Source organism: Lactobacillus sp. UMNPBX1 (assembly GCF_002554085.1).
GTDB classification, from domain to species: domain Bacteria; phylum Bacillota; class Bacilli; order Lactobacillales; family Lactobacillaceae; genus Lactobacillus; species Lactobacillus crispatus.
In genome coordinates this window covers 32,431-49,964 of the sequence record NZ_PCZI01000010.1, presented here as the reverse complement: position 1 = coordinate 49,964, position 17,534 = coordinate 32,431, and the positions used below count along the sequence as shown (strand labels likewise).

Sequence of the window (17,534 nt, the reverse complement as noted above, 5' to 3'; positions counted from 1 at the left end):
ATATTAATGGGTCAAAAGATTAACCCAAACGGTTTTCGTCTCGGTGTTATCCGTGATTGGGAATCAAAATGGTATGCTGACAAGGGATACAAAGAAACTTTAAATGAAGACCTTCAAATCAGAAAATTTATTTCAGAAAAGTTGAAGGATGCCTCAGTATCTACTGTTGAAATTGAACGTGCAGCTAACAGAATCAACATTTCAATTCATACTGCTAAGCCAGGTATGGTAATTGGTAAAGGTGGTTCTGAAGTTGAAGCTTTGAGAAAACAATTAAATGCTTTAACTGGTAAGCAAGTTCACATTAATATTGTTGAAATTAAGAAACCAGATCTTGATGCTAAGTTAGTAGCAGATAGTATTGCTCGTCAACTTGAAGCTCGTATTGCTTTCAGACGTGCTATGCGTCAAGCTACTCAAAGAGCTATGCGTGCTGGTGCCAAGGGTATTAAGGTTCAAACTTCAGGTCGTTTGAACGGTGCCGATATGGCAAGAAGAGAATGGCACACAGAAGGTCGTGTTCCATTACAAACTTTGAGAGCTGATATTGATTACGCTTGGGTAAATGCCTTCACTACTTATGGTGAAATTGGTGTTCAAGTTTGGATCAACCGTGGCGAAATCTTACCTACTCGTAAGAATAAGCCAGCTTCAAAGCCAGCGAAGGGAGGAAATAGATAATGCCTTTAGTACCAAAGCGAGTAAAACACCGTCGTGAATTCCGTGGTAAGATGCGTGGTGCTGCTAAGGGTGGTAAATATATTGCCTTTGGTGAATATGGTCTTGAAGCCCTCGAATCACATTGGATTACTAACCGTCAAATCGAAGCAGCTCGTGTTGCTATGACTCGTTACATGAAACGTGGCGGTAAGGTTTGGATCAGAATTTTCCCTCAAAAGTCATACACTGCTAAAGGTGTTGGTGTACGTATGGGTTCAGGTAAAGGTGCACCAGCAGGTTGGGTAGCTGTAGTTAAGAGAGAAAAGATTATGTTCGAAATTGGTGGTGTTGATGAAGCAACTGCTCGTGAAGCTTTACGTCTTGCTTCAACTAAGTTACCAATTAAGACTAAGTTTGTAACTAGAAGTTCGGAAGTAGGTGGCGAATCTAATGAAGGCTAAAGATATCAGAGCATTAACCACTGATGAAATGTTAGAAAAAGAAAAGCAATACAAAGAAGAACTCTTCAATTTGCGTTTCCAACAAGCAACGGGTCAATTAGAAAATACCGCTCGCTTGAGCAAAGTCCGCAAGAATATCGCCAGAATCAAGACTATTCTGAGCGAAAAAGCGTTAGAAAACAATTAATGGAAGGGAGCTATTAACTTGAGCGAAACAAACGAAAGAAATCGTCGTCACGTATACCAAGGTCGTGTAGTTTCTGATAAGATGGACAAGACTATCGTTGTAGTTGTTGACACTTACAAGAACCACCCTGTTTACAACAAGCGTATTAGATATTCAAAGAAGTACTACGCACAAGACGAAAATAACGAAGCTAAAGTTGGCGATACTGTACGTATCATGGAAACCCGTCCATTATCTCGTAAGAAGCGCTTCCGTTTAGTAAAGATTGTTAAGAAATCTGTTTAATTTGCGGATTTAGTGAGGGGAGGATTACACAGTGATTCAAAACGAATCCCGTTTAAAGGTTGCTGATAACTCTGGTGCCAGAGAACTTTTAGTTATTAGAGTCTTAGGTGGTTCAAAGCGTAAGACCGGTAACATTGGTGACATCGTAGTATGTACTGTTAAACAAGCAACACCAGGTGGCGTTGTCAAAAAAGGCGACGTTGTAAAAGCTGTTATTGTTAGAACTAAATCAGGTGCACGTCGTGAAGATGGTTCATACATCAAGTTCGACGAAAATGCTGGCGTAATTATCAACGCAGACAAGAGCCCACGTGGTACTCGTATCTTTGGGCCAGTTGCACGTGAGTTACGTGAGAACGACTTTATGAAGATCGTCTCTCTTGCTCCTGAAGTCTTATAATTGATAGTGAGGTGCACTGATGTTCGTTAAAACTGGTGACAAAGTAAAAGTTATTGCCGGAAAAGATAAAGGTAAAGAAGGTACTGTTCTTTCTGTTAACGTTAAGAAAAACCGTGTAGTGGTTAAGGGCGTTAACAAGATTAAGAAGCACCAAAAGCCTTCACAAAGCAATGCTAATGGTGGTGTAGTTGAATCAGAAGGTTCAATTCACGCATCAAACGTTAAAGTAATTAGTAGTAAAAAAGAAGATAAGTAGAAGGGAGGACACACATGGCAAGTTATTTAGCTAAGGAATACAACGAAAAGGTAGCTCCTGCATTAGAAGAAAAGTTTAACTACAAGTCATCTATGCAAGTACCTAAGATCGACAAGATTGTTTTAAACATGGGTGTTGGTGATGCAGTTTCTAACGCCAAGAACTTAGATGAAGCAGTTGAAGAATTAACTTTGATCTCAGGTCAAAAGCCATTAATCACTAAGGCCAAGAAATCAATCGCTAACTTCCGTTTACGTGAAGGTATGTCTATCGGTGCTAAGGTAACTCTTAGAGGCGACAGAATGTACGATTTCTTGTACAAGTTAATCAATGTTTCTCTTCCACGTGTTCGTGACTTCCGTGGTGTATCAACTCGTTCATTTGATGGTCGTGGTAACTACACTTTAGGTATTAAAGAACAATTGATTTTCCCAGAAATCGATTTTGATAAGGTAAACCGCACTAGAGGTTTAGATATTGTTATCGTAACTACTGCCAACACTGATGAAGAAGCTCGTGAACTTTTGACTCAATTTGGTATGCCGTTTGCAAGATAGTGGAGGACATTAATGGCTAAAACATCACAAAAAATCAGAAATCGTCGTCCTGCTAAGTTCTCTTCACGCGAATATACACGTTGCGAGAGATGTGGTCGTCCACACTCCGTATACCGTAAATTCGGGTTATGCCGTATTTGCTTAAAGGAATTAGCACACAAGGGTCAAATCCCTGGTCTTAAAAAGGCTAGTTGGTAGTATACGGTTAGGAGGATAGCTTAAATGGTCATGACAGATCCAATCGCAGATTACTTGACTAGAATCAGAAATGCCAACATGGCAAAACACGATTCAGTTGAAATTCCTGCATCAAACATTAAAAAGTCTATTTCAGAAATTTTGAAACGTGAAGGCTTCATCCGTGATTACGAAGTTGCAGATGATAACAAGCAAGGCGTTATCAAGGTATTCTTGAAATATGGTCCAAATGGAGAACGTGTTATCTCAGGTTTGAAGCGTATTTCTAAGCCAGGTCTTAGAAACTACGTTGGCGCTGAAGACTTACCTAAAGTTCTTAATGGCTTAGGCATTGCCATCGTTTCTACTTCTGCTGGTGTTATTACCGACAAGGAAGCAAGACAAAAGAACGTTGGCGGCGAAGTAATTGCCTACATTTGGTAATACTGACAGAAAGGAGAACAATCAATGAGCCGAATCGGTTTAAAGACTATTGAAGTCCCTGACAGTGTCACTGTTACCAAGGAAGGCGACAATATTACTGTTAAGGGCCCAAAGGGTGAATTAACTAGATACTTCGATCCAAAGATTAAGTTTGAACAAAAAGATGGTGAAATTAACTTTTCACGTTCAAGCGAAAGCGACAAAGCACTTCACGGTACTGAAAGAGCTAACTTAGCTTCAATGATCGAAGGCGTAGTTGACGGTTATAAGAAGACTTTGAAGTTAATCGGTGTTGGTTACCGTGCACAAGCACAAGGCAACAAGATTACTTTAAATGTTGGTTATTCACACCCAGTTGTATTGACTGCACCAGAAGGTGTTTCTGTAAAGGCAACTTCAGCAACTGATGTAGAAGTTGAAGGTGTTTCAAAGCAAGATGTTGGTCAATTTGCAGCTGAAATCCGTGCCGTACGTCCACCAGAACCTTATAAGGGTAAAGGTATTCGTTATGTTGATGAATACGTACGTCGCAAGGAAGGTAAGACTGGTAAGTAATAAGTAGTTATTTTTGAGGTGAAATTGTGATTTCTAAACCAGATAAAAACAAGTTACGCTTAAAGCGTCATAGACGTATTCGTGGAAAAATTTCTGGTACTGCTGAGCGCCCACGCTTAAGCATTTTTCGTTCAAATAAAAACATCTACGCTCAATTAATTGATGACGTAGCGGGTGTTACGCTTGCAAGCGCCTCAACTTTGGATGAAAATGTATCAGATGCAACTAAAGTAGAACAAGCTGCTGCTGTAGGTAAGGCAATTGCTGAAGCTGCAAAGGCAAAGAACATTTCTACTGTTGTATTCGACAGAAGTGGTTACTTATACCACGGCCGTGTTCAAGCATTAGCTGATGCTGCTCGTGAAAACGGATTAGATTTCTAGGAAAGGAGAATTAACACATGGCAAACCGCAATGATTCTCGTAACAATCGCAGAAACAAAGACGATATCGAAGATCAATTAGTCGCTGTCAACCGTATTACTAAGGTTGTTAAAGGTGGCCGTCGCATGAGATTTGCTGCTCTTGTTGTTGTTGGCGACAAGAAAGGCCGTGTAGGTTTTGGTACTGGTAAAGCTCAAGAAGTCCCAGAAGCAATCCGTAAGGCTGTAGAAGACGGTAAGAAGAAAATGATCAATGTACCTAAAGTTGGTACTACTATTCCTCATGAAGTTATTGGTCACTACGGTTCAGGTAACATTTTATTGAAACCTGCTGAAGCTGGTTCTGGTGTTGCTGCTGGTGGTGCCGTACGTATCGTTATGGATATGGCTGGTATCTCAGACGTAACTTCAAAGTCACTTGGTTCAAACACTCCAATTAACGTTGTTCGTGCAACTATCGATGGTTTGAAGAAGCTTAGAACTAGTGAAGAAGTTGCAAAACTTCGTCAACCTGAAAGAGCTTAAGATTAGGGAGATCATAGATGACTGATTTAAAGATTACTTTAATTAGAAGTGTTGCTCACCGTCTACCTCAACAAAGAAAGATCGTTAAAGCTCTTGGTTTAGGTAGAGTGGATAGTACTGTTGTTCTTCCAGACAACGCTGCTACTCGTGGTGCATTATTAAAGATTGCTCACTTAATCTCTGTTGAAGAGATTAACAAATAGAATATCAAGGAGGTGCCAAATTAATGAAGCTTCATGAATTACATTCTGCTGAAGGCTCACGTCGCAATAGAAAACGTGTTGGTCGTGGTACTTCAAGTGGTTACGGTAAAACTTCAGGCCGTGGTCAAAAGGGTCAATTAGCTCGTCAAGGCGGTCATACTCGTTTAGGTTTTGAAGGTGGTCAAATGCCATTATTCAGAACTATGCCTAAGCGTGGTTTTAAGAACATTAACCGCAAGGAATATGCAATTGTAAACTTAGATGATTTAAACAAGTTCGAAGACGGCAGTGAAGTAACTGTAGAATCACTTAAAGATAATGGCTTAGTAAAGAAAGAATTGTCAGGTGTTAAGTTACTTGGCAAGGGCGAATTAAAAGTTAAGTTAACTGTAAAAGTTAATAAAGTTTCCGCATCTGCTAAGCAAGCAGTTGAAGCCGCTGGCGGAACTGTTGAGGTGATCTAATGTTTTCGACCTTGAAGAACGCCTTCAAAGATAAAGAAATCAGAAATAAGCTCTATTTCACGCTCTTTATTCTTTTGCTGTATCGGATCGGCGCAAACATTACCGTTCCCGGTGTTAATGCGAAGGCGATCACGCAGGTTGCGCAAACTGGTTTAGTTCCAATGCTGGATACTGTATCTGGTGGTGGACTAGATAACTATTCAATATTTTCTTTGGGTGTTTCTCCTTATATTACGGCTCAGATTGTTATCCAGCTGCTACAGATGGATATTGTTCCTACGTTAGTAGAATGGGGAAAACAAGGTGAAGTAGGTCGACGTAAAACAAATCAAGTAACTAGATATTTAGCATTAGTTGTTGCTTTTATCCAGAGTATTGGTATTACGTTAGGCTTTAACGCTTTAACTCAAATGGGTTTGGTAAAGAATCAAACACCACAGACTTATATAGAAATTGCTATTATTATGACTGCTGGAACTATGTTATTAACATGGTTGGGTGATGAAATCACTGATAAGGGTCTAGGTAATGGTATCTCAGTAATTATTTTTGCTGGTATTATTGCAAGACTACCAAGTGGTCTATGGCAAATTTATAAGGAAGAAATTATTAATAATAGTGCTAGTGATCGTTGGCAAGGCATTTTGTTCTTCATCGCGGTTATAGTTGCAATCCTTATCGTAACTCAATTTGTTACATGGGTTGAACAAGCTGATCGTCGTATTCCAATTCAATATACGAGAAGAGCGACGATGAGTGGTTCTGAAAGTTTTCTACCATTAAAGGTTAATGTATCTGGAGTTATTCCGGTTATTTTTGCCAGTTCATTTATTGTTACACCGGCAACGATTTTAATGGCCTTTCAAAGAACCCAGGGCGATCAACAATGGTTTAAAGTAATGAACCAAATCTTTAGCTTACAAACTACTCCTGGGGTAATTATCTACACTCTTTTAATTATCTTATTTACATTCTTCTACGCTTTCGTACAGGTCAACCCTGAGAAGCTAGCGGAAAACTTACAAAAGCAGGGTGCTTATATTCCTAGTGTATGGCCAGGAAAAGACACTCAGGATTATATTTCAAAGATGTTGATAAAATTATCAACAGTAGGTTCATTATTCTTGGGCTTAGTTGCTTTACTGCCTCAATTGGCTACTAACTTTTGGAATCTCCCAAGTTCCATTGGTTTAGGAGGAACAAGTCTTTTAATTGTGATTGGGGTTGTTCTCGAGTTATCTCGTCAAATTAACGGCTTGTTAATGAAGAGAGAATATGTTGGATTCATCAGATAGGAACGGATAAATGATTAACTTAATTCTTTTAGGGTTACCAGGTGCTGGTAAAGGTACAGCATCAGAGCGAATCGTTGATAAATATCACTTAACTCATATTTCAACTGGGGATATGTTTAGGGAAGCAATGGCTAACAAGACGAAGGTTGGTCTTGAAGCTAAGAGTTATATCGATAAGGGTAATCTAGTACCCGATGAAGTTACTGCAAAGTTGGTTGAGGAACGTTTAAGTCAACCTGATATTAAAGAAGGTTTTATCTTAGATGGTTTTCCAAGAACCACTGTACAAGCAGAACTTTTAGATGGTATTACAAAACGTTTGGAGAAACCTTTAACAAATGTCATTGCGCTTGAAGTTGACGAAGACACTTTGATTAAGCGTTTATCAGCAAGATACATGTGTAAAAATTGTGGAGCTACTTACAACAAGCTTTCCAAGCAGCCAAAAGTTGAGGGCACTTGTGATCGCTGTGGTGGCCATGAATTTTATCAACGTGAAGATGATAAACCAGAAGTTGTTAAGAATCGTCTTGAAGTTAATGAAAAGATGAATGCACCTTTGAAGGACTTTTATCAGAAGAAAGGCTTGCTCACTGTAATTAATGGTGAACAAACTCCAGAAAAAGTCTTTGAAGATATTGATGCGGTATTGAGTAATAATCAATAGAAGAAAAATTTGTATAATTTTTTATCCGTGTTATAATTTCAAAGTATATGACTGTTTAATTGCGGAGGAACAACTTTGGCAAAAGATGATGTCATTGAAGTAGAAGGTAAGGTAGTTGATACCTTACCTAATGCTATGTTTAAAGTTGAATTGGAAAATGGAGCCACAATTTTAGCACACGTTTCTGGTAAAATTAGGATGCACTACATTCGTATTTTGCCGGGAGACCGTGTGACTGTGGAATTATCTCCATATGATTTAACTAAAGGTAGAATTACGTATCGGTTTATAAAGTAATATAACGGAGGGAAACATGAAGGTTAGACCATCTGTTAAACCAATGTGTGAACATTGTAAAGTTATCAAGAGACATGGCCGTGTGATGGTAATTTGCTCAGCAAATCCAAAGCACAAGCAACGTCAAGGTTAGAAATAGAGGGGGTGTAGTTTATGGCTCGTATTGCTGGTGTTGACTTACCAAGAGATAAAAGAATCGTTATCGCTTTAACTTACATTTACGGTATCGGTGAAGCAACTGCCAAGAAAATTTGTGCTGATGCTGGAGTATCTGAAGATATTCGTTCAAAGGATTTAACTCCAGAAGATCAAGAAAAGCTTCGTGCTGAAGTTGACAAGTACCGTGTTGAAGGTGACTTACGTCGTGAAGTAAGCATGAACATTAAGCGTTTAGTTGATATTGGTTCTTACCGTGGTATTCGTCACCGCCGTGGACTTCCAGTTCGTGGCCAAAATACCAAGAACAATGCTCGTACTCGTAAGGGTACTAAGAGAAATCGTTAATTTTATTTATAAGGAGGTTTATTGATGCCTGCAAAGAAAACAGCACGTAAGCGTCGTGTGAAGAAGCATGTTGAAAGCGGTGTAGCACACATTCACTCAACGTTTAATAATACTTTAGTCATGATTACTGACGTTCAAGGTAATGCAGTTGCTTGGTCTTCAGCTGGTGCATTGGGCTTTAAGGGTAGTCGTAAGTCTACTCCATTTGCAGCTCAAATGGCAGCTGAAGCAGCAGCTAAGAGTGCAATGGACCAAGGCATGAAACATGTAGAAGTTTCAGTTAAAGGTCCTGGTGCTGGTCGTGAATCTGCTATTAGATCACTTCAAGCAACTGGTCTTGAAATTACTGCAATTCGTGACGTTACGCCAGTTCCTCACAATGGTTCCAGACCACCAAAACGTCGTCGTGTTTAATTTTGTCCTTGATATAGGACGTAACGTTTTGAAAGGGGCCCAGTAATGATTGAATTTGAAAAACCAAATATTACCGTTGTTGAACAAGAAGATTCTTACGGTAAGTTTGTTGTTGAACCACTTGAGCGAGGCTTTGGTACTACTTTAGGTAATTCTTTAAGAAGAGTATTACTTACTTCTATTCCAGGTACTGGACTTGTTTATGTGCAAATTGATGGCGTTTTACACGAGTTCTCAACAGTTCCTGGCGTCAGAGAAGATGTAACCAAGATCATCTTGAACTTGAAGAAACTTGAATTAAAGTCTCTTTCAGATGAACAAAAGGTTATTGAATTGGACATTGAAGGTCCAGCCACAGTAACTGCTGATGATCTTAAAGTTGATGCAGACGTTCAAGTCTTGAATCCGGATCAATATATTTGTACCATTGCTGAAGGTGGACACTTGCATATGGAACTTGCCGTAAAGAATGGTAGAGGTTATGTTGCTGCAAGTGACAATAAGAGTGATGACATGCCAATCGGAGTTATCCCAGTTGACTCTTTATTCTCACCAATTAAGAAGGTTAACTACCAAGTTGAATCAACTCGTGTTGGTAAGAGAGATGACTTTGATAAGCTCACTTTTGAGATTTGGACTGACGGTTCAATCAAGCCTAATGACGCCCTTAGTTTTGCTGCTAAAATTTTAGTTGAACACTTTAAGGTATTTGAATCAGCAGATGCAAATGCTAAATTCAGCGAAGTAATGGTGGAAAAGGAAGACGATAAGAAGGAAAAGAAGCTTGAGATGACTATCGAAGAGCTTGACCTTTCTGTTCGTTCATATAACTGCCTGAAGCGTGCTGGCATTAATACTCTTCAAGAGTTAACTGACAAGACAGAATCAGATATGATGCGTGTACGTAACTTAGGACGTAAATCATTGGAAGAAGTTAAAAATAAATTAACCGACTTAGGTTTTTCACTTCGTCAAGAAGACTAAGCTTAGGTGAATAAAGGAGGCAAATCCATGGCATACCGTAAATTAGGTCGCGATAGTGCTCACAGAAAAGCAATGCTTAGAGAAATGACTACTCAATTAATCATGAACGAACGCATTGTTACTACTGAAACTCGTGCTAAAGAAGTTCGTAAGACTGCCGAAAAGATGATCACTTTAGGTAAGCGCGGCGATTTAGCAGCTAGAAGAAAGGCTGCTGCATTTGTACGTGACGAAGTTGCAGATGTTCACGAAGAAAAAGATGCAGTTGTTGTTAAGTCAGCATTGCAAAAGCTTTTCAGTGATGTAGCACCTCGTTACAAGGACCGTAATGGTGGTTACACCAGAATTTTGAAGTTAGCCGTTCCTCGTAAGGGTGACGCTGCTCCAATGGTTATTCTTGAATTAGTTTAATTTAGAGTAACACAACTTAATACGTATTAAGAATTATCCATGAAAGTGAGAATAAGCGTAAAGATGATGGCGCAAGCTTAGTCTAGCTTAGATGATAAAAATCATCCCTCTTCATGGGTGATTTTTTTTGCTCTTTTTTTCTGTTACAATTGCTAATAAGCGATTTAAGAAAGGAAGTGGAAAAATGCCAGTAGATAGTGCTGTTGAATTTAAGGATGTCTCATTTACCTATCCCGATACTAAAAAAGCGATTCTTGATCAGATTAGTTTTAAAATAAAAAGAGGTTCCTGGACATCTTTGATAGGTCACAACGGTAGCGGTAAATCCACAATTTCTAAATTAATTAATGGGTTACTTTTGCCTGATTCTGCTAATAATTCTAGAATCACTGTTTTAGGAATGACGTTAAATCAAAAGACAGTCTGGGATGTTAGGGAAAAAGTCGGTATTGTGTTTCAGAATCCAGATAATCAGTTTGTTGGAGCTACTGTTGGCGATGATGTTGCTTTTGGGCTTGAGAATAGAGCTGTTCCTCGGGAGCAAATGGTAAAAATAGTCAGAAAAGTTTTAGCAGACGTTGGAATGCTGGATTATATAGATGCAGAGCCAGCTAATCTTTCTGGTGGACAAAAGCAAAGAGTAGCAATTGCAGGTATTCTTGCCGTAGAACCGAAAATTATTATTTTAGATGAATCAACTTCGATGCTTGATCCTAAGGGGAGAGAGCAGGTGCTAAAAATTATTAAGCATTTAAAGAAAGAGAAGAATTTGACAGTTATTTCGATTACACATGACATTGATGAGGCTAATATGGCTGATGATGTGATCGTCTTAAATGATGGCAAGATTTTAGCTCAAGGAACTCCAACGGAAATTTTTAGTAAAACTGAAATGTTGCAAGAAATAGGGCTAGACATTCCATTTGTACAAAAATTAATAAATAAATTAAATGAAGTGGGAATTTCTGTACCTAAAAATATAAAAACGAAAGATGAGTTGAAACAATATCTATGTCAATTAAATTTGAAAAAGTAAATTATATCTATTCTCCCGGAACTTCAATGGAGAAAAAAGGATTAGATAATGTTTCATTTGAATTAACTGAAAATAGTTTTGTTGCATTGGTAGGTCATACCGGTAGTGGTAAGTCGACTTTGATGCAGCATTTTAATGCATTACTGAAGCCGAGTTCAGGAACAATTGATATTGCTGGTTATCATATTACTGCTCAAACAGGAAATAAGAATTTGAAAAAGTTACGCAAGCGGGTTAGTTTGGTTTTTCAGTTTCCTGAAGCACAGCTTTTTGAAAATACTGTGCTTGAAGACATTGAATTTGGTCCTAAAAATTTTGGAGCAACCGATGATGAAGCTAAAAGTAAAGCTTTGAAATGGTTGAAGCGAGTAGGATTGGATGAATCGCTAGCAAATAAGTCGCCATTTGAGTTATCTGGAGGACAAATGCGGCGTGTTGCAATTGCTGGGGTAATGGCTGATGAACCAGAAATTTTATGCTTAGATGAGCCAGCAGCGGGGTTAGATCCTAAGTCTCGTAAGGAAATGATGAAATTATTTGTTGATTATCAAAAAGCAGGTCATACTGTAATCTTGGTTACGCATAATATGGATGATGTGGCCGAATATGCAGATGATGTTTTAGTGATGGAACATGGTAAATTAATTAGACATGATGCGCCTAAGGCGATTTTTACTAATAAAAACTGGCTAGAAAAGCACTATTTGAGTGAACCAACGGCTAGTCTTTTTGCCTCAGATTTGACGAACTTTAACTTTAAAGATAAACCGTTAACACTGGATCAGCTTGTTAATGAAATTAAGAAAAATTTGCGAGGGTAGTTTATGAGTAAGATAATTGTAGGACGTTATATTCCGGGAGATTCTCTTATTTATAAAATGGATCCTCGGAGTAAATTATTAGTTACCATATTATTTATATTGGCTATCTTTTTAGCTAATAATTCAATAACTTATGCGATTGTGACCATTTTTTGCTTCTTAGCTGTAGTTGCTACAGGATTAAATGCAAAAGTATTTTGGGATGGCGTTAAGCCTTTGATTGGTTTAATTTTCTTTACGTCGCTTTTGCAATTGTTTTTTATGACTGGTGGTCATATTTATTGGCATTGGTGGATTTTTTCATTATCTAGCTACGGTTTGATTAATGCAATCTATATTTTTATTCGTTTTACATTAATTATTTTAATTTCAACAGTAATGACAGTTACTACAATGCCACTTGAAATTGCTGATGCGATGGAATGGCTGCTTAAGCCGCTTAAGTTGTTTAAAGTGCCGGTGGATAAAATTGCGTTAGTAATTTCAATTGCGCTTCGTTTTGTACCGACTTTGTTTGATGAAACTTTTAAAATTATGAATGCTCAAAGATCACGTGGAGCGGACTTCAATGACGGTGGTTTAATTCAACGTGCTAAGGCAATTACGCCCATTTTGGTTCCGTTGTTTATTCAGTCTTTAGAAACGGCAATTGATTTATCTACAGCAATGGAATCACGTGGTTATCGTAGTAGTGAAGGACGAACTAAATATCGCGTTTTAAGTTGGTCAAAATATGATTTAATTGCATTATTTTATTTTGTACTGTTAGTCGGATTACTATTAACTTTTAGGACATATTAGAAATATGACAACAAGATATAAAATGACGATGGCTTATGATGGTCATCTTTTTCATGGCTTTCAACTTCAACCAGACCAGCGAACTGTTCAGGGGACAATTGAAGATGCGTTGAAGAAAATGACTAAGGGGCAGCGTGTGATTGTGCAGGGGTCAGGTAGAACTGATGCCGGTGTACATGCGGTTGGACAGGTAATTCATTTTGATTATCCTGGTAAAACTATTCCAGCCAATCGAATGATTTTGGCAATGAATTCTATGATGCCAACCGATATTATCTTTGATGATTGCCAAATTGTTGATGAGAATTTTCATGCGCGTTATTCGATTAAGGGGAAATGGTATCGCTATCGTGTTAGTTTAGATCATTTTGTTAATCCTTTTAAGCGTTTTTATACTGGTCATTTTCCGTATCCATTAGATATTGAAAAAATGCAGGTTGCAGCTCAGGACTTATTGGGTAAGCACGATTTTACCAGTTTTGCGGCCAGCGGTGGTCAAATTGAAGATAAAGTTCGGACCATTTATTATGTAAACATTACTAAAGACGAAAAAGAAAATGAAGTAATTTTTGATTTTATTGGTTCAGGCTTTTTGTATAATATGGTGCGGATTATGGTAGCGGCGCTACTGGAAATTGGTAATGATCGTAGGCCAATTCATGACTTGCAACGAGTAATTGCTGCCAAGGATCGTCAAGAGGTAAGACAAACTGCTCATGCGAGTGGTTTGTACCTTTATCATGTTTTTTACGATGAAATCCCACAAAAATATCGTTTAGACCAGCATTTATAATTGACTTTTTCTCTAAAAGGACGTACTCTAGTATAGTATGTTTGTCCACGATAGGCCCCGGAAACTTATTGTTTTCAAACTGCAAATAAACGGAGGAATTTAAATTGCGTACTACACCATTAGCAAAATCTAGTGAAATCGAACGTAAGTGGTACATTATTGATGCAACTGACGTAACTCTTGGTCGTCTTTCTGCAGCTGTTGCCACTATTTTGAGAGGTAAGAACAAGCCTCAATACACACCTAATGTTGATACTGGTGATAACGTTATCGTTATCAACGCATCAAAGATTAGATTGACTGGTAAAAAGGCTTCAGACAAGTTCTACTACCACCACTCATCATGGCGTGGCGGCTTGAAGGCCGTATCTTACGGTGAATTGCTTGCTAATAACCCAGTTAAGATGGTTGAAATCTCAGTTAAGGGTATGCTTCCAAAGAACACTCTTGGTCACCATGAATTCATGAAGATGCATGTTTATGCTGGCGAAGACCACAAGCACGAAGCACAAAAGCCTGAAAAGTTAGATATTAACAAATTAATCTAGGAGGTTATACAATGGCACAACAAGCTGCATACACAGGTACTGGTCGCCGCAAGAATTCAGTTGCGCGTGTTCGTTTAGTACCAGGTAACGGTAAGATCACTGTTAACGATAAAGATGTTGATCAATACATTCCATTCCCTAACTTGGTTAAGGACTTGAAGCAACCATTAACATTAACTGAAACTGAAGGTCAATACGACATTCACGTTAATGTTAACGGTGGTGGTTTCTCAGGTCAAGCTGGGGCTATCCGTCTTGGTATCGCTCGTGCTCTTCTTGAAGTAGACCCAGACTTCCGTGGTCCACTTAAGAAGGCAGGTTTCTTAACCCGTGACCCAAGAATGAAGGAAAGAAAGAAGCCAGGTTTGAAGAAAGCCCGTAAAGCTTCACAATTCTCAAAGCGTTAATCTTTGGATTTTACGTTTATATACAAGAAAAAGCATCGCGAAAAGCGATGCTTTTTTTGTGGAGTTGAAAGATGATTAATAATGTATAATTGTTATAATTTGATAATAGCTAATTGAAATGAGTAATAAAAATTATGGACATAACAACGCAAAAAAGAAACGCTAAAAAATTTATTGAAAATTGGCAAGACAGAGGACATGAAAAGCAAGATAGTCAATCATTTTGGCTACAGCTTTTACGAGACGTTCTAGGAGTTGAAGAGCCAGAGCAATTTATTAAGTTTGAAAAGAAAGTGCAATTATCACATGAGAGTTTTATTGATGGTTATATTGACCAGACTCATGTCATGATTGAGCAGAAGGGTAGCAATAAGGATTTAGATAAGCCCATAAAACAGTCAGATGGGGGGGTGCTGACGCCCTATCAACAGGCACAAAGGTATGCTAATCATTTACCTTATTCTGAGCGTCCTCGTTGGATTGTTACTTGTAATTTCATTGAGTTCCGTGTGTATGACATGGAGCATCCTAATTTTGAACCAGTTAGAATTGAACTAAAGGATTTAGACAAGAATTACTATCAGCTTGAATTCTTGGTTGATAAGAGTAACGAACATCTGGAAAAAGAAAAACAAGTCTCCTTAAGCGCTGGTGAATTGGTCGGTAAAATTTATGATGAACTCTTAAAGCAGTATAAAGATCCAGATAATGAACACTCACAAAAAAGCATTAATCAGCTTTGTGTAAGAATCGTATTTTGCTTATACGCTGAGGATGCTGGAATTTTCGGTAAAAAGAATATGTTTCATGATTATCTTGAAGACTTTGATGCAAGACATACTAGAAAAGCTCTAATTAATCTTTTTAAAGTGTTAGATACTATAGAAGACGATCGTGATCCTTATTTAGCGGATGATGAACCAAAACTTGCTCAATTTCCTTATGTTAATGGTGGGATGTTTTCTGATGAAGATATAGAGATTCCTCCGTTTACTGATGACTTACGTGATTTATTATTAAGCAAAGCTAGTGATGAGTTTGATTGGTCTGAAATTAGTCCGACTATTTTCGGGGCTGTGTTCGAATCTACTTTGAACCCTGAAACTAGACGCCAAGGAGGGATGCATTATACTTCTGTGGAAAATATTCATAAAGTAATTGATCCTTTATTTTTGAATGAACTTAAAAATGAACTGAACGAGATTAAGAAAACTAAGCAATTAGCGACATTAAAGAAAAAAGCTAGAAAATTTCAAGAGAAACTTGCTAATCTGACTTTCTTTGATCCTGCTTGTGGGTCTGGTAATTTCTTAACTGAGACGTATTTACAGTTAAGAAAGTTGGAAAACGAAGCAATTAAATTACAATATACCGAGCAATTTAATAAAGCCAAAAATCGTGAAATTCAAAAATTTTATGGTGCCACTTCTTCTAAAAATGACTACAGTATGAAAACATCTTTTGATATTGGACAGGCTAAGGATATTATTAAAGTTTCAATTCAGCAATTTTACGGAATTGAGATTAATGATTTTGCTGTTTCTGTTGCTAAGACAGCTTTATGGATTGCAGAAAGTCAGATGCTTGAAGAAACCAAGGATATTTTTTATGCTGACTGGGATTTCTTACCATTGAAGACTTATACCCATATTCATGAAGGTAATGCTTTAACGATGGATTGGAATGATGTAATTCCTAATTATGCGTGTCATTACATTATGGGGAATCCGCCGTTTGTAGGATATAAACTATTATCTGAAAATCAGAAGAAAAACCTTATTGACTTAATGGGGAGTATTAGGTCAATTGATTATGTTACTGGATGGTATTTTAAGAGTTTGGAATATATTCAAAACACCAATATTAGATGTGCGTTGGTAAGTACAAACTCAATAACACAGGGTTCAGCCATGCAAAATGTGTGGGAACCATTATCCCAAAAATTTAAGTTTAAAATCAATTTTGGATTTCGAACTTTTGTTTGGACGAGCGAAGCTAAAGAAAAAGCCGCAGTTCATGTTGTAATAATTGGTTTCTCTTTTAAAGGTACAAAAAATAAGTATATCTTTGATAATGGAAAAGTTGAGAAAGTTAAGAATGTGACACCATATCTAACTCCTGGAATGACTGTATTTGTTAATAGGAGAAGTAAGCCATTATCCAATGTTCCTAAGATGACAAAGGGTGCTCAATTAATTGATGGGGGTAATTTTATTCTCAATAATGATGAAGTACAATCTTTGATTGAAAATAAGAATATTAAAGATTATGTATATCAATATTTAAATGCTAGTAAGTTTCTAAATAATAGTATCAATGATGAAAAAACTTATTGCCTTTATTTGAAAAATTGTCCTATCAATTTGATTAGAAAGAATAAATTAATATATGATAAAGTCTTAGCTGTAAAGAAATATCGAGAAAGTAGTGGTGCAAAAACTACTAGGCTATTGAGTGATAGACCGAGTCAATATTTTCAGTCTCAGGTGCCTAAGGGAAATAGTATCGTTGTACCAGTCGTTTCATCTCAAAATAGAAGATATATCCCCATGGATTTCATGCCTCATAAAGTGGTATATACTAATGCATTATTTTTTATAGATAATGCAACGATTTATTTATTTGGAGTTTTAGAATCAAATGTTCATATGGCTTGGATGAGAGCAGTCGCAGGTAGATTAAAGAGTGATTATAGATATTCAAATACGTTAGTCTATGATAATTTTGTTTGGCCAACACCTACAAATAAACAAAAGGCAAGAATTGAAAAAACAGCTCAAGCTATTTTAGGTGCACGTGCCTTATATCCAGATAGTTCACTTGCTGATCTTTATGATCCAGCAACTATGCCAAAAGAATTATTGAAGGCTCATCAAGATAATGATCGAGCTGTAATGGAGGCTTATGGTTTGCCTATCAAAGGTACAGGCGAAAGTGATGCTGTAGCCCACTTGTTTAAGATCTATGAAAAGATAGTTAATAAGGATGTGTGATTTTTTG

The 17,534-nt window shown here is 37.5% G+C and carries 29 protein-coding genes; all 29 read left to right on the top strand.

The window, feature by feature from the left end; translation table 11 throughout:
• Window positions 1-6: 6 nt before the first annotated feature.
• The 29 genes from rpsC (at window position 7) to CP352_RS06540 (ending at window position 17,527) form a co-directional block, all read left to right on the top strand.
• Window positions 7-681 carry a 30S ribosomal protein S3 gene (gene rpsC, locus CP352_RS06675; RefSeq protein ID WP_005720341.1) on the top strand — a complete coding sequence of 225 codons (675 nt, stop codon included), beginning with the start codon at window positions 7-9 and terminating at the stop codon, window positions 679-681.
• A complete protein-coding gene (rplP, locus tag CP352_RS06670; RefSeq protein ID WP_003625792.1) occupies window positions 681-1,121 on the top strand; it encodes a 50S ribosomal protein L16 in 441 nt (146 codons plus the stop codon). The genes rpsC and rplP overlap by 1 nt, the downstream gene beginning before the upstream one ends.
• A complete protein-coding gene (rpmC, locus tag CP352_RS06665; RefSeq protein WP_003549032.1) occupies window positions 1,111-1,308 on the top strand; it encodes a 50S ribosomal protein L29 in 198 nt (65 codons plus the stop codon). The genes rplP and rpmC overlap by 11 nt, the downstream gene beginning before the upstream one ends.
• Before the next feature lie 18 nt (window positions 1,309-1,326).
• Complete coding sequence (gene rpsQ / locus CP352_RS06660; protein ID WP_005721626.1) at window positions 1,327-1,593, top strand: 30S ribosomal protein S17; 267 nt, start codon at window positions 1,327-1,329, stop codon at window positions 1,591-1,593.
• Between the two features lie 31 nt (window positions 1,594-1,624).
• Complete coding sequence (gene rplN, locus CP352_RS06655; RefSeq protein WP_003549034.1) at window positions 1,625-1,993, top strand: 50S ribosomal protein L14; 369 nt, start codon at window positions 1,625-1,627, stop codon at window positions 1,991-1,993.
• Window positions 1,994-2,012: 19 nt separating this feature from the next.
• Window positions 2,013-2,249 (top strand): 50S ribosomal protein L24, encoded by a 237-nt coding sequence (gene rplX, locus CP352_RS06650; RefSeq protein ID WP_005720345.1) that lies wholly within the window; start codon window positions 2,013-2,015, stop codon window positions 2,247-2,249.
• Window positions 2,250-2,263: 14 nt separating this feature from the next.
• On the top strand, window positions 2,264-2,806 hold the full coding sequence (rplE, locus tag CP352_RS06645; protein ID WP_005720346.1) for a 50S ribosomal protein L5: 543 nt from the start codon (window positions 2,264-2,266) through the stop codon (window positions 2,804-2,806).
• 12 nt (window positions 2,807-2,818) lie between these two features.
• Entirely contained in the window at window positions 2,819-3,004 is a 186-nt protein-coding gene (locus CP352_RS06640) for a type Z 30S ribosomal protein S14 (RefSeq protein ID WP_003549037.1), read from the top strand.
• Window positions 3,005-3,028: 24 nt separating this feature from the next.
• On the top strand, window positions 3,029-3,427 hold the full coding sequence (gene rpsH / locus CP352_RS06635; protein ID WP_005720347.1) for a 30S ribosomal protein S8: 399 nt from the start codon (window positions 3,029-3,031) through the stop codon (window positions 3,425-3,427).
• 24 nt (window positions 3,428-3,451) lie between these two features.
• Complete coding sequence (gene rplF, locus CP352_RS06630) at window positions 3,452-3,982, top strand: 50S ribosomal protein L6 (RefSeq protein WP_005720348.1); 531 nt, start codon at window positions 3,452-3,454, stop codon at window positions 3,980-3,982.
• Between the two features lie 26 nt (window positions 3,983-4,008).
• Window positions 4,009-4,365: a 50S ribosomal protein L18 gene (gene rplR, locus CP352_RS06625; protein WP_005724156.1), complete on the top strand. Its 357-nt coding sequence runs from the start codon at window positions 4,009-4,011 to the stop codon at window positions 4,363-4,365.
• Between the two features lie 17 nt (window positions 4,366-4,382).
• Window positions 4,383-4,889 (top strand): 30S ribosomal protein S5, encoded by a 507-nt coding sequence (gene rpsE, locus CP352_RS06620; protein ID WP_005720350.1) that lies wholly within the window; start codon window positions 4,383-4,385, stop codon window positions 4,887-4,889.
• Window positions 4,890-4,906: 17 nt separating this feature from the next.
• Window positions 4,907-5,092: a 50S ribosomal protein L30 gene (gene rpmD, locus CP352_RS06615; RefSeq protein ID WP_005720351.1), complete on the top strand. Its 186-nt coding sequence runs from the start codon at window positions 4,907-4,909 to the stop codon at window positions 5,090-5,092.
• 23 nt (window positions 5,093-5,115) lie between these two features.
• Window positions 5,116-5,556 carry a 50S ribosomal protein L15 gene (gene rplO, locus CP352_RS06610; RefSeq protein WP_005720352.1) on the top strand — a complete coding sequence of 147 codons (441 nt, stop codon included), beginning with the start codon at window positions 5,116-5,118 and terminating at the stop codon, window positions 5,554-5,556.
• Window positions 5,556-6,851 (top strand): preprotein translocase subunit SecY, encoded by a 1,296-nt coding sequence (secY, locus tag CP352_RS06605; protein ID WP_098034895.1) that lies wholly within the window; start codon window positions 5,556-5,558, stop codon window positions 6,849-6,851. Before rplO ends, secY begins: the two co-directional genes overlap by 1 nt.
• Before the next feature lie 10 nt (window positions 6,852-6,861).
• Window positions 6,862-7,518 (top strand): adenylate kinase, encoded by a 657-nt coding sequence (locus CP352_RS06600; protein ID WP_005720355.1) that lies wholly within the window; start codon window positions 6,862-6,864, stop codon window positions 7,516-7,518.
• 75 nt (window positions 7,519-7,593) lie between these two features.
• Window positions 7,594-7,815 (top strand): translation initiation factor IF-1, encoded by a 222-nt coding sequence (gene infA, locus CP352_RS06595; protein ID WP_002878178.1) that lies wholly within the window; start codon window positions 7,594-7,596, stop codon window positions 7,813-7,815.
• 16 nt (window positions 7,816-7,831) lie between these two features.
• The gene (rpmJ, locus tag CP352_RS06590; protein ID WP_005721621.1) at window positions 7,832-7,948 is read left to right on the top strand and encodes a 50S ribosomal protein L36; all 117 of its coding nucleotides are present in this window, start codon (window positions 7,832-7,834) and stop codon (window positions 7,946-7,948) included.
• 20 nt (window positions 7,949-7,968) lie between these two features.
• Complete coding sequence (rpsM, locus tag CP352_RS06585) at window positions 7,969-8,319, top strand: 30S ribosomal protein S13 (RefSeq protein ID WP_005724162.1); 351 nt, start codon at window positions 7,969-7,971, stop codon at window positions 8,317-8,319.
• A 24-nt stretch (window positions 8,320-8,343) separates the two neighbouring features.
• Window positions 8,344-8,733: a 30S ribosomal protein S11 gene (gene rpsK / locus CP352_RS06580; protein WP_003625817.1), complete on the top strand. Its 390-nt coding sequence runs from the start codon at window positions 8,344-8,346 to the stop codon at window positions 8,731-8,733.
• Window positions 8,734-8,778: 45 nt separating this feature from the next.
• Entirely contained in the window at window positions 8,779-9,717 is a 939-nt protein-coding gene (locus CP352_RS06575; RefSeq protein WP_089149953.1) for a DNA-directed RNA polymerase subunit alpha, read from the top strand.
• Window positions 9,718-9,744: 27 nt separating this feature from the next.
• Window positions 9,745-10,128, top strand: a complete 384-nt coding sequence (gene rplQ, locus CP352_RS06570) for a 50S ribosomal protein L17 (RefSeq protein WP_005721620.1) — start codon at window positions 9,745-9,747, stop codon at window positions 10,126-10,128.
• Between the two features lie 184 nt (window positions 10,129-10,312).
• Complete coding sequence (locus CP352_RS06565) at window positions 10,313-11,164, top strand: energy-coupling factor ABC transporter ATP-binding protein (RefSeq protein ID WP_013085817.1); 852 nt, start codon at window positions 10,313-10,315, stop codon at window positions 11,162-11,164.
• A complete protein-coding gene (locus CP352_RS11165; protein WP_065990080.1) occupies window positions 11,140-11,985 on the top strand; it encodes an energy-coupling factor transporter ATPase in 846 nt (281 codons plus the stop codon). The genes CP352_RS06565 and CP352_RS11165 overlap by 25 nt, the downstream gene beginning before the upstream one ends.
• Window positions 11,986-11,988: 3 nt before the next feature.
• Window positions 11,989-12,786, top strand: coding sequence for an energy-coupling factor transporter transmembrane protein EcfT (locus CP352_RS11160; RefSeq protein WP_061204427.1), 798 nt, complete (start codon window positions 11,989-11,991; stop codon window positions 12,784-12,786).
• 4 nt (window positions 12,787-12,790) lie between these two features.
• A complete protein-coding gene (gene truA / locus CP352_RS06555; protein WP_023488521.1) occupies window positions 12,791-13,579 on the top strand; it encodes a tRNA pseudouridine(38-40) synthase TruA in 789 nt (262 codons plus the stop codon).
• A 104-nt stretch (window positions 13,580-13,683) separates the two neighbouring features.
• Window positions 13,684-14,127, top strand: a complete 444-nt coding sequence (gene rplM / locus CP352_RS06550; RefSeq protein ID WP_005720369.1) for a 50S ribosomal protein L13 — start codon at window positions 13,684-13,686, stop codon at window positions 14,125-14,127.
• Window positions 14,128-14,138: 11 nt separating this feature from the next.
• On the top strand, window positions 14,139-14,534 hold the full coding sequence (gene rpsI, locus CP352_RS06545) for a 30S ribosomal protein S9 (RefSeq protein WP_013085821.1): 396 nt from the start codon (window positions 14,139-14,141) through the stop codon (window positions 14,532-14,534).
• Window positions 14,535-14,668: 134 nt separating this feature from the next.
• Window positions 14,669-17,527: a DNA methyltransferase gene (locus tag CP352_RS06540; protein WP_098034894.1), complete on the top strand. Its 2,859-nt coding sequence runs from the start codon at window positions 14,669-14,671 to the stop codon at window positions 17,525-17,527.
• Window positions 17,528-17,534: the final 7 nt, after the last annotated feature.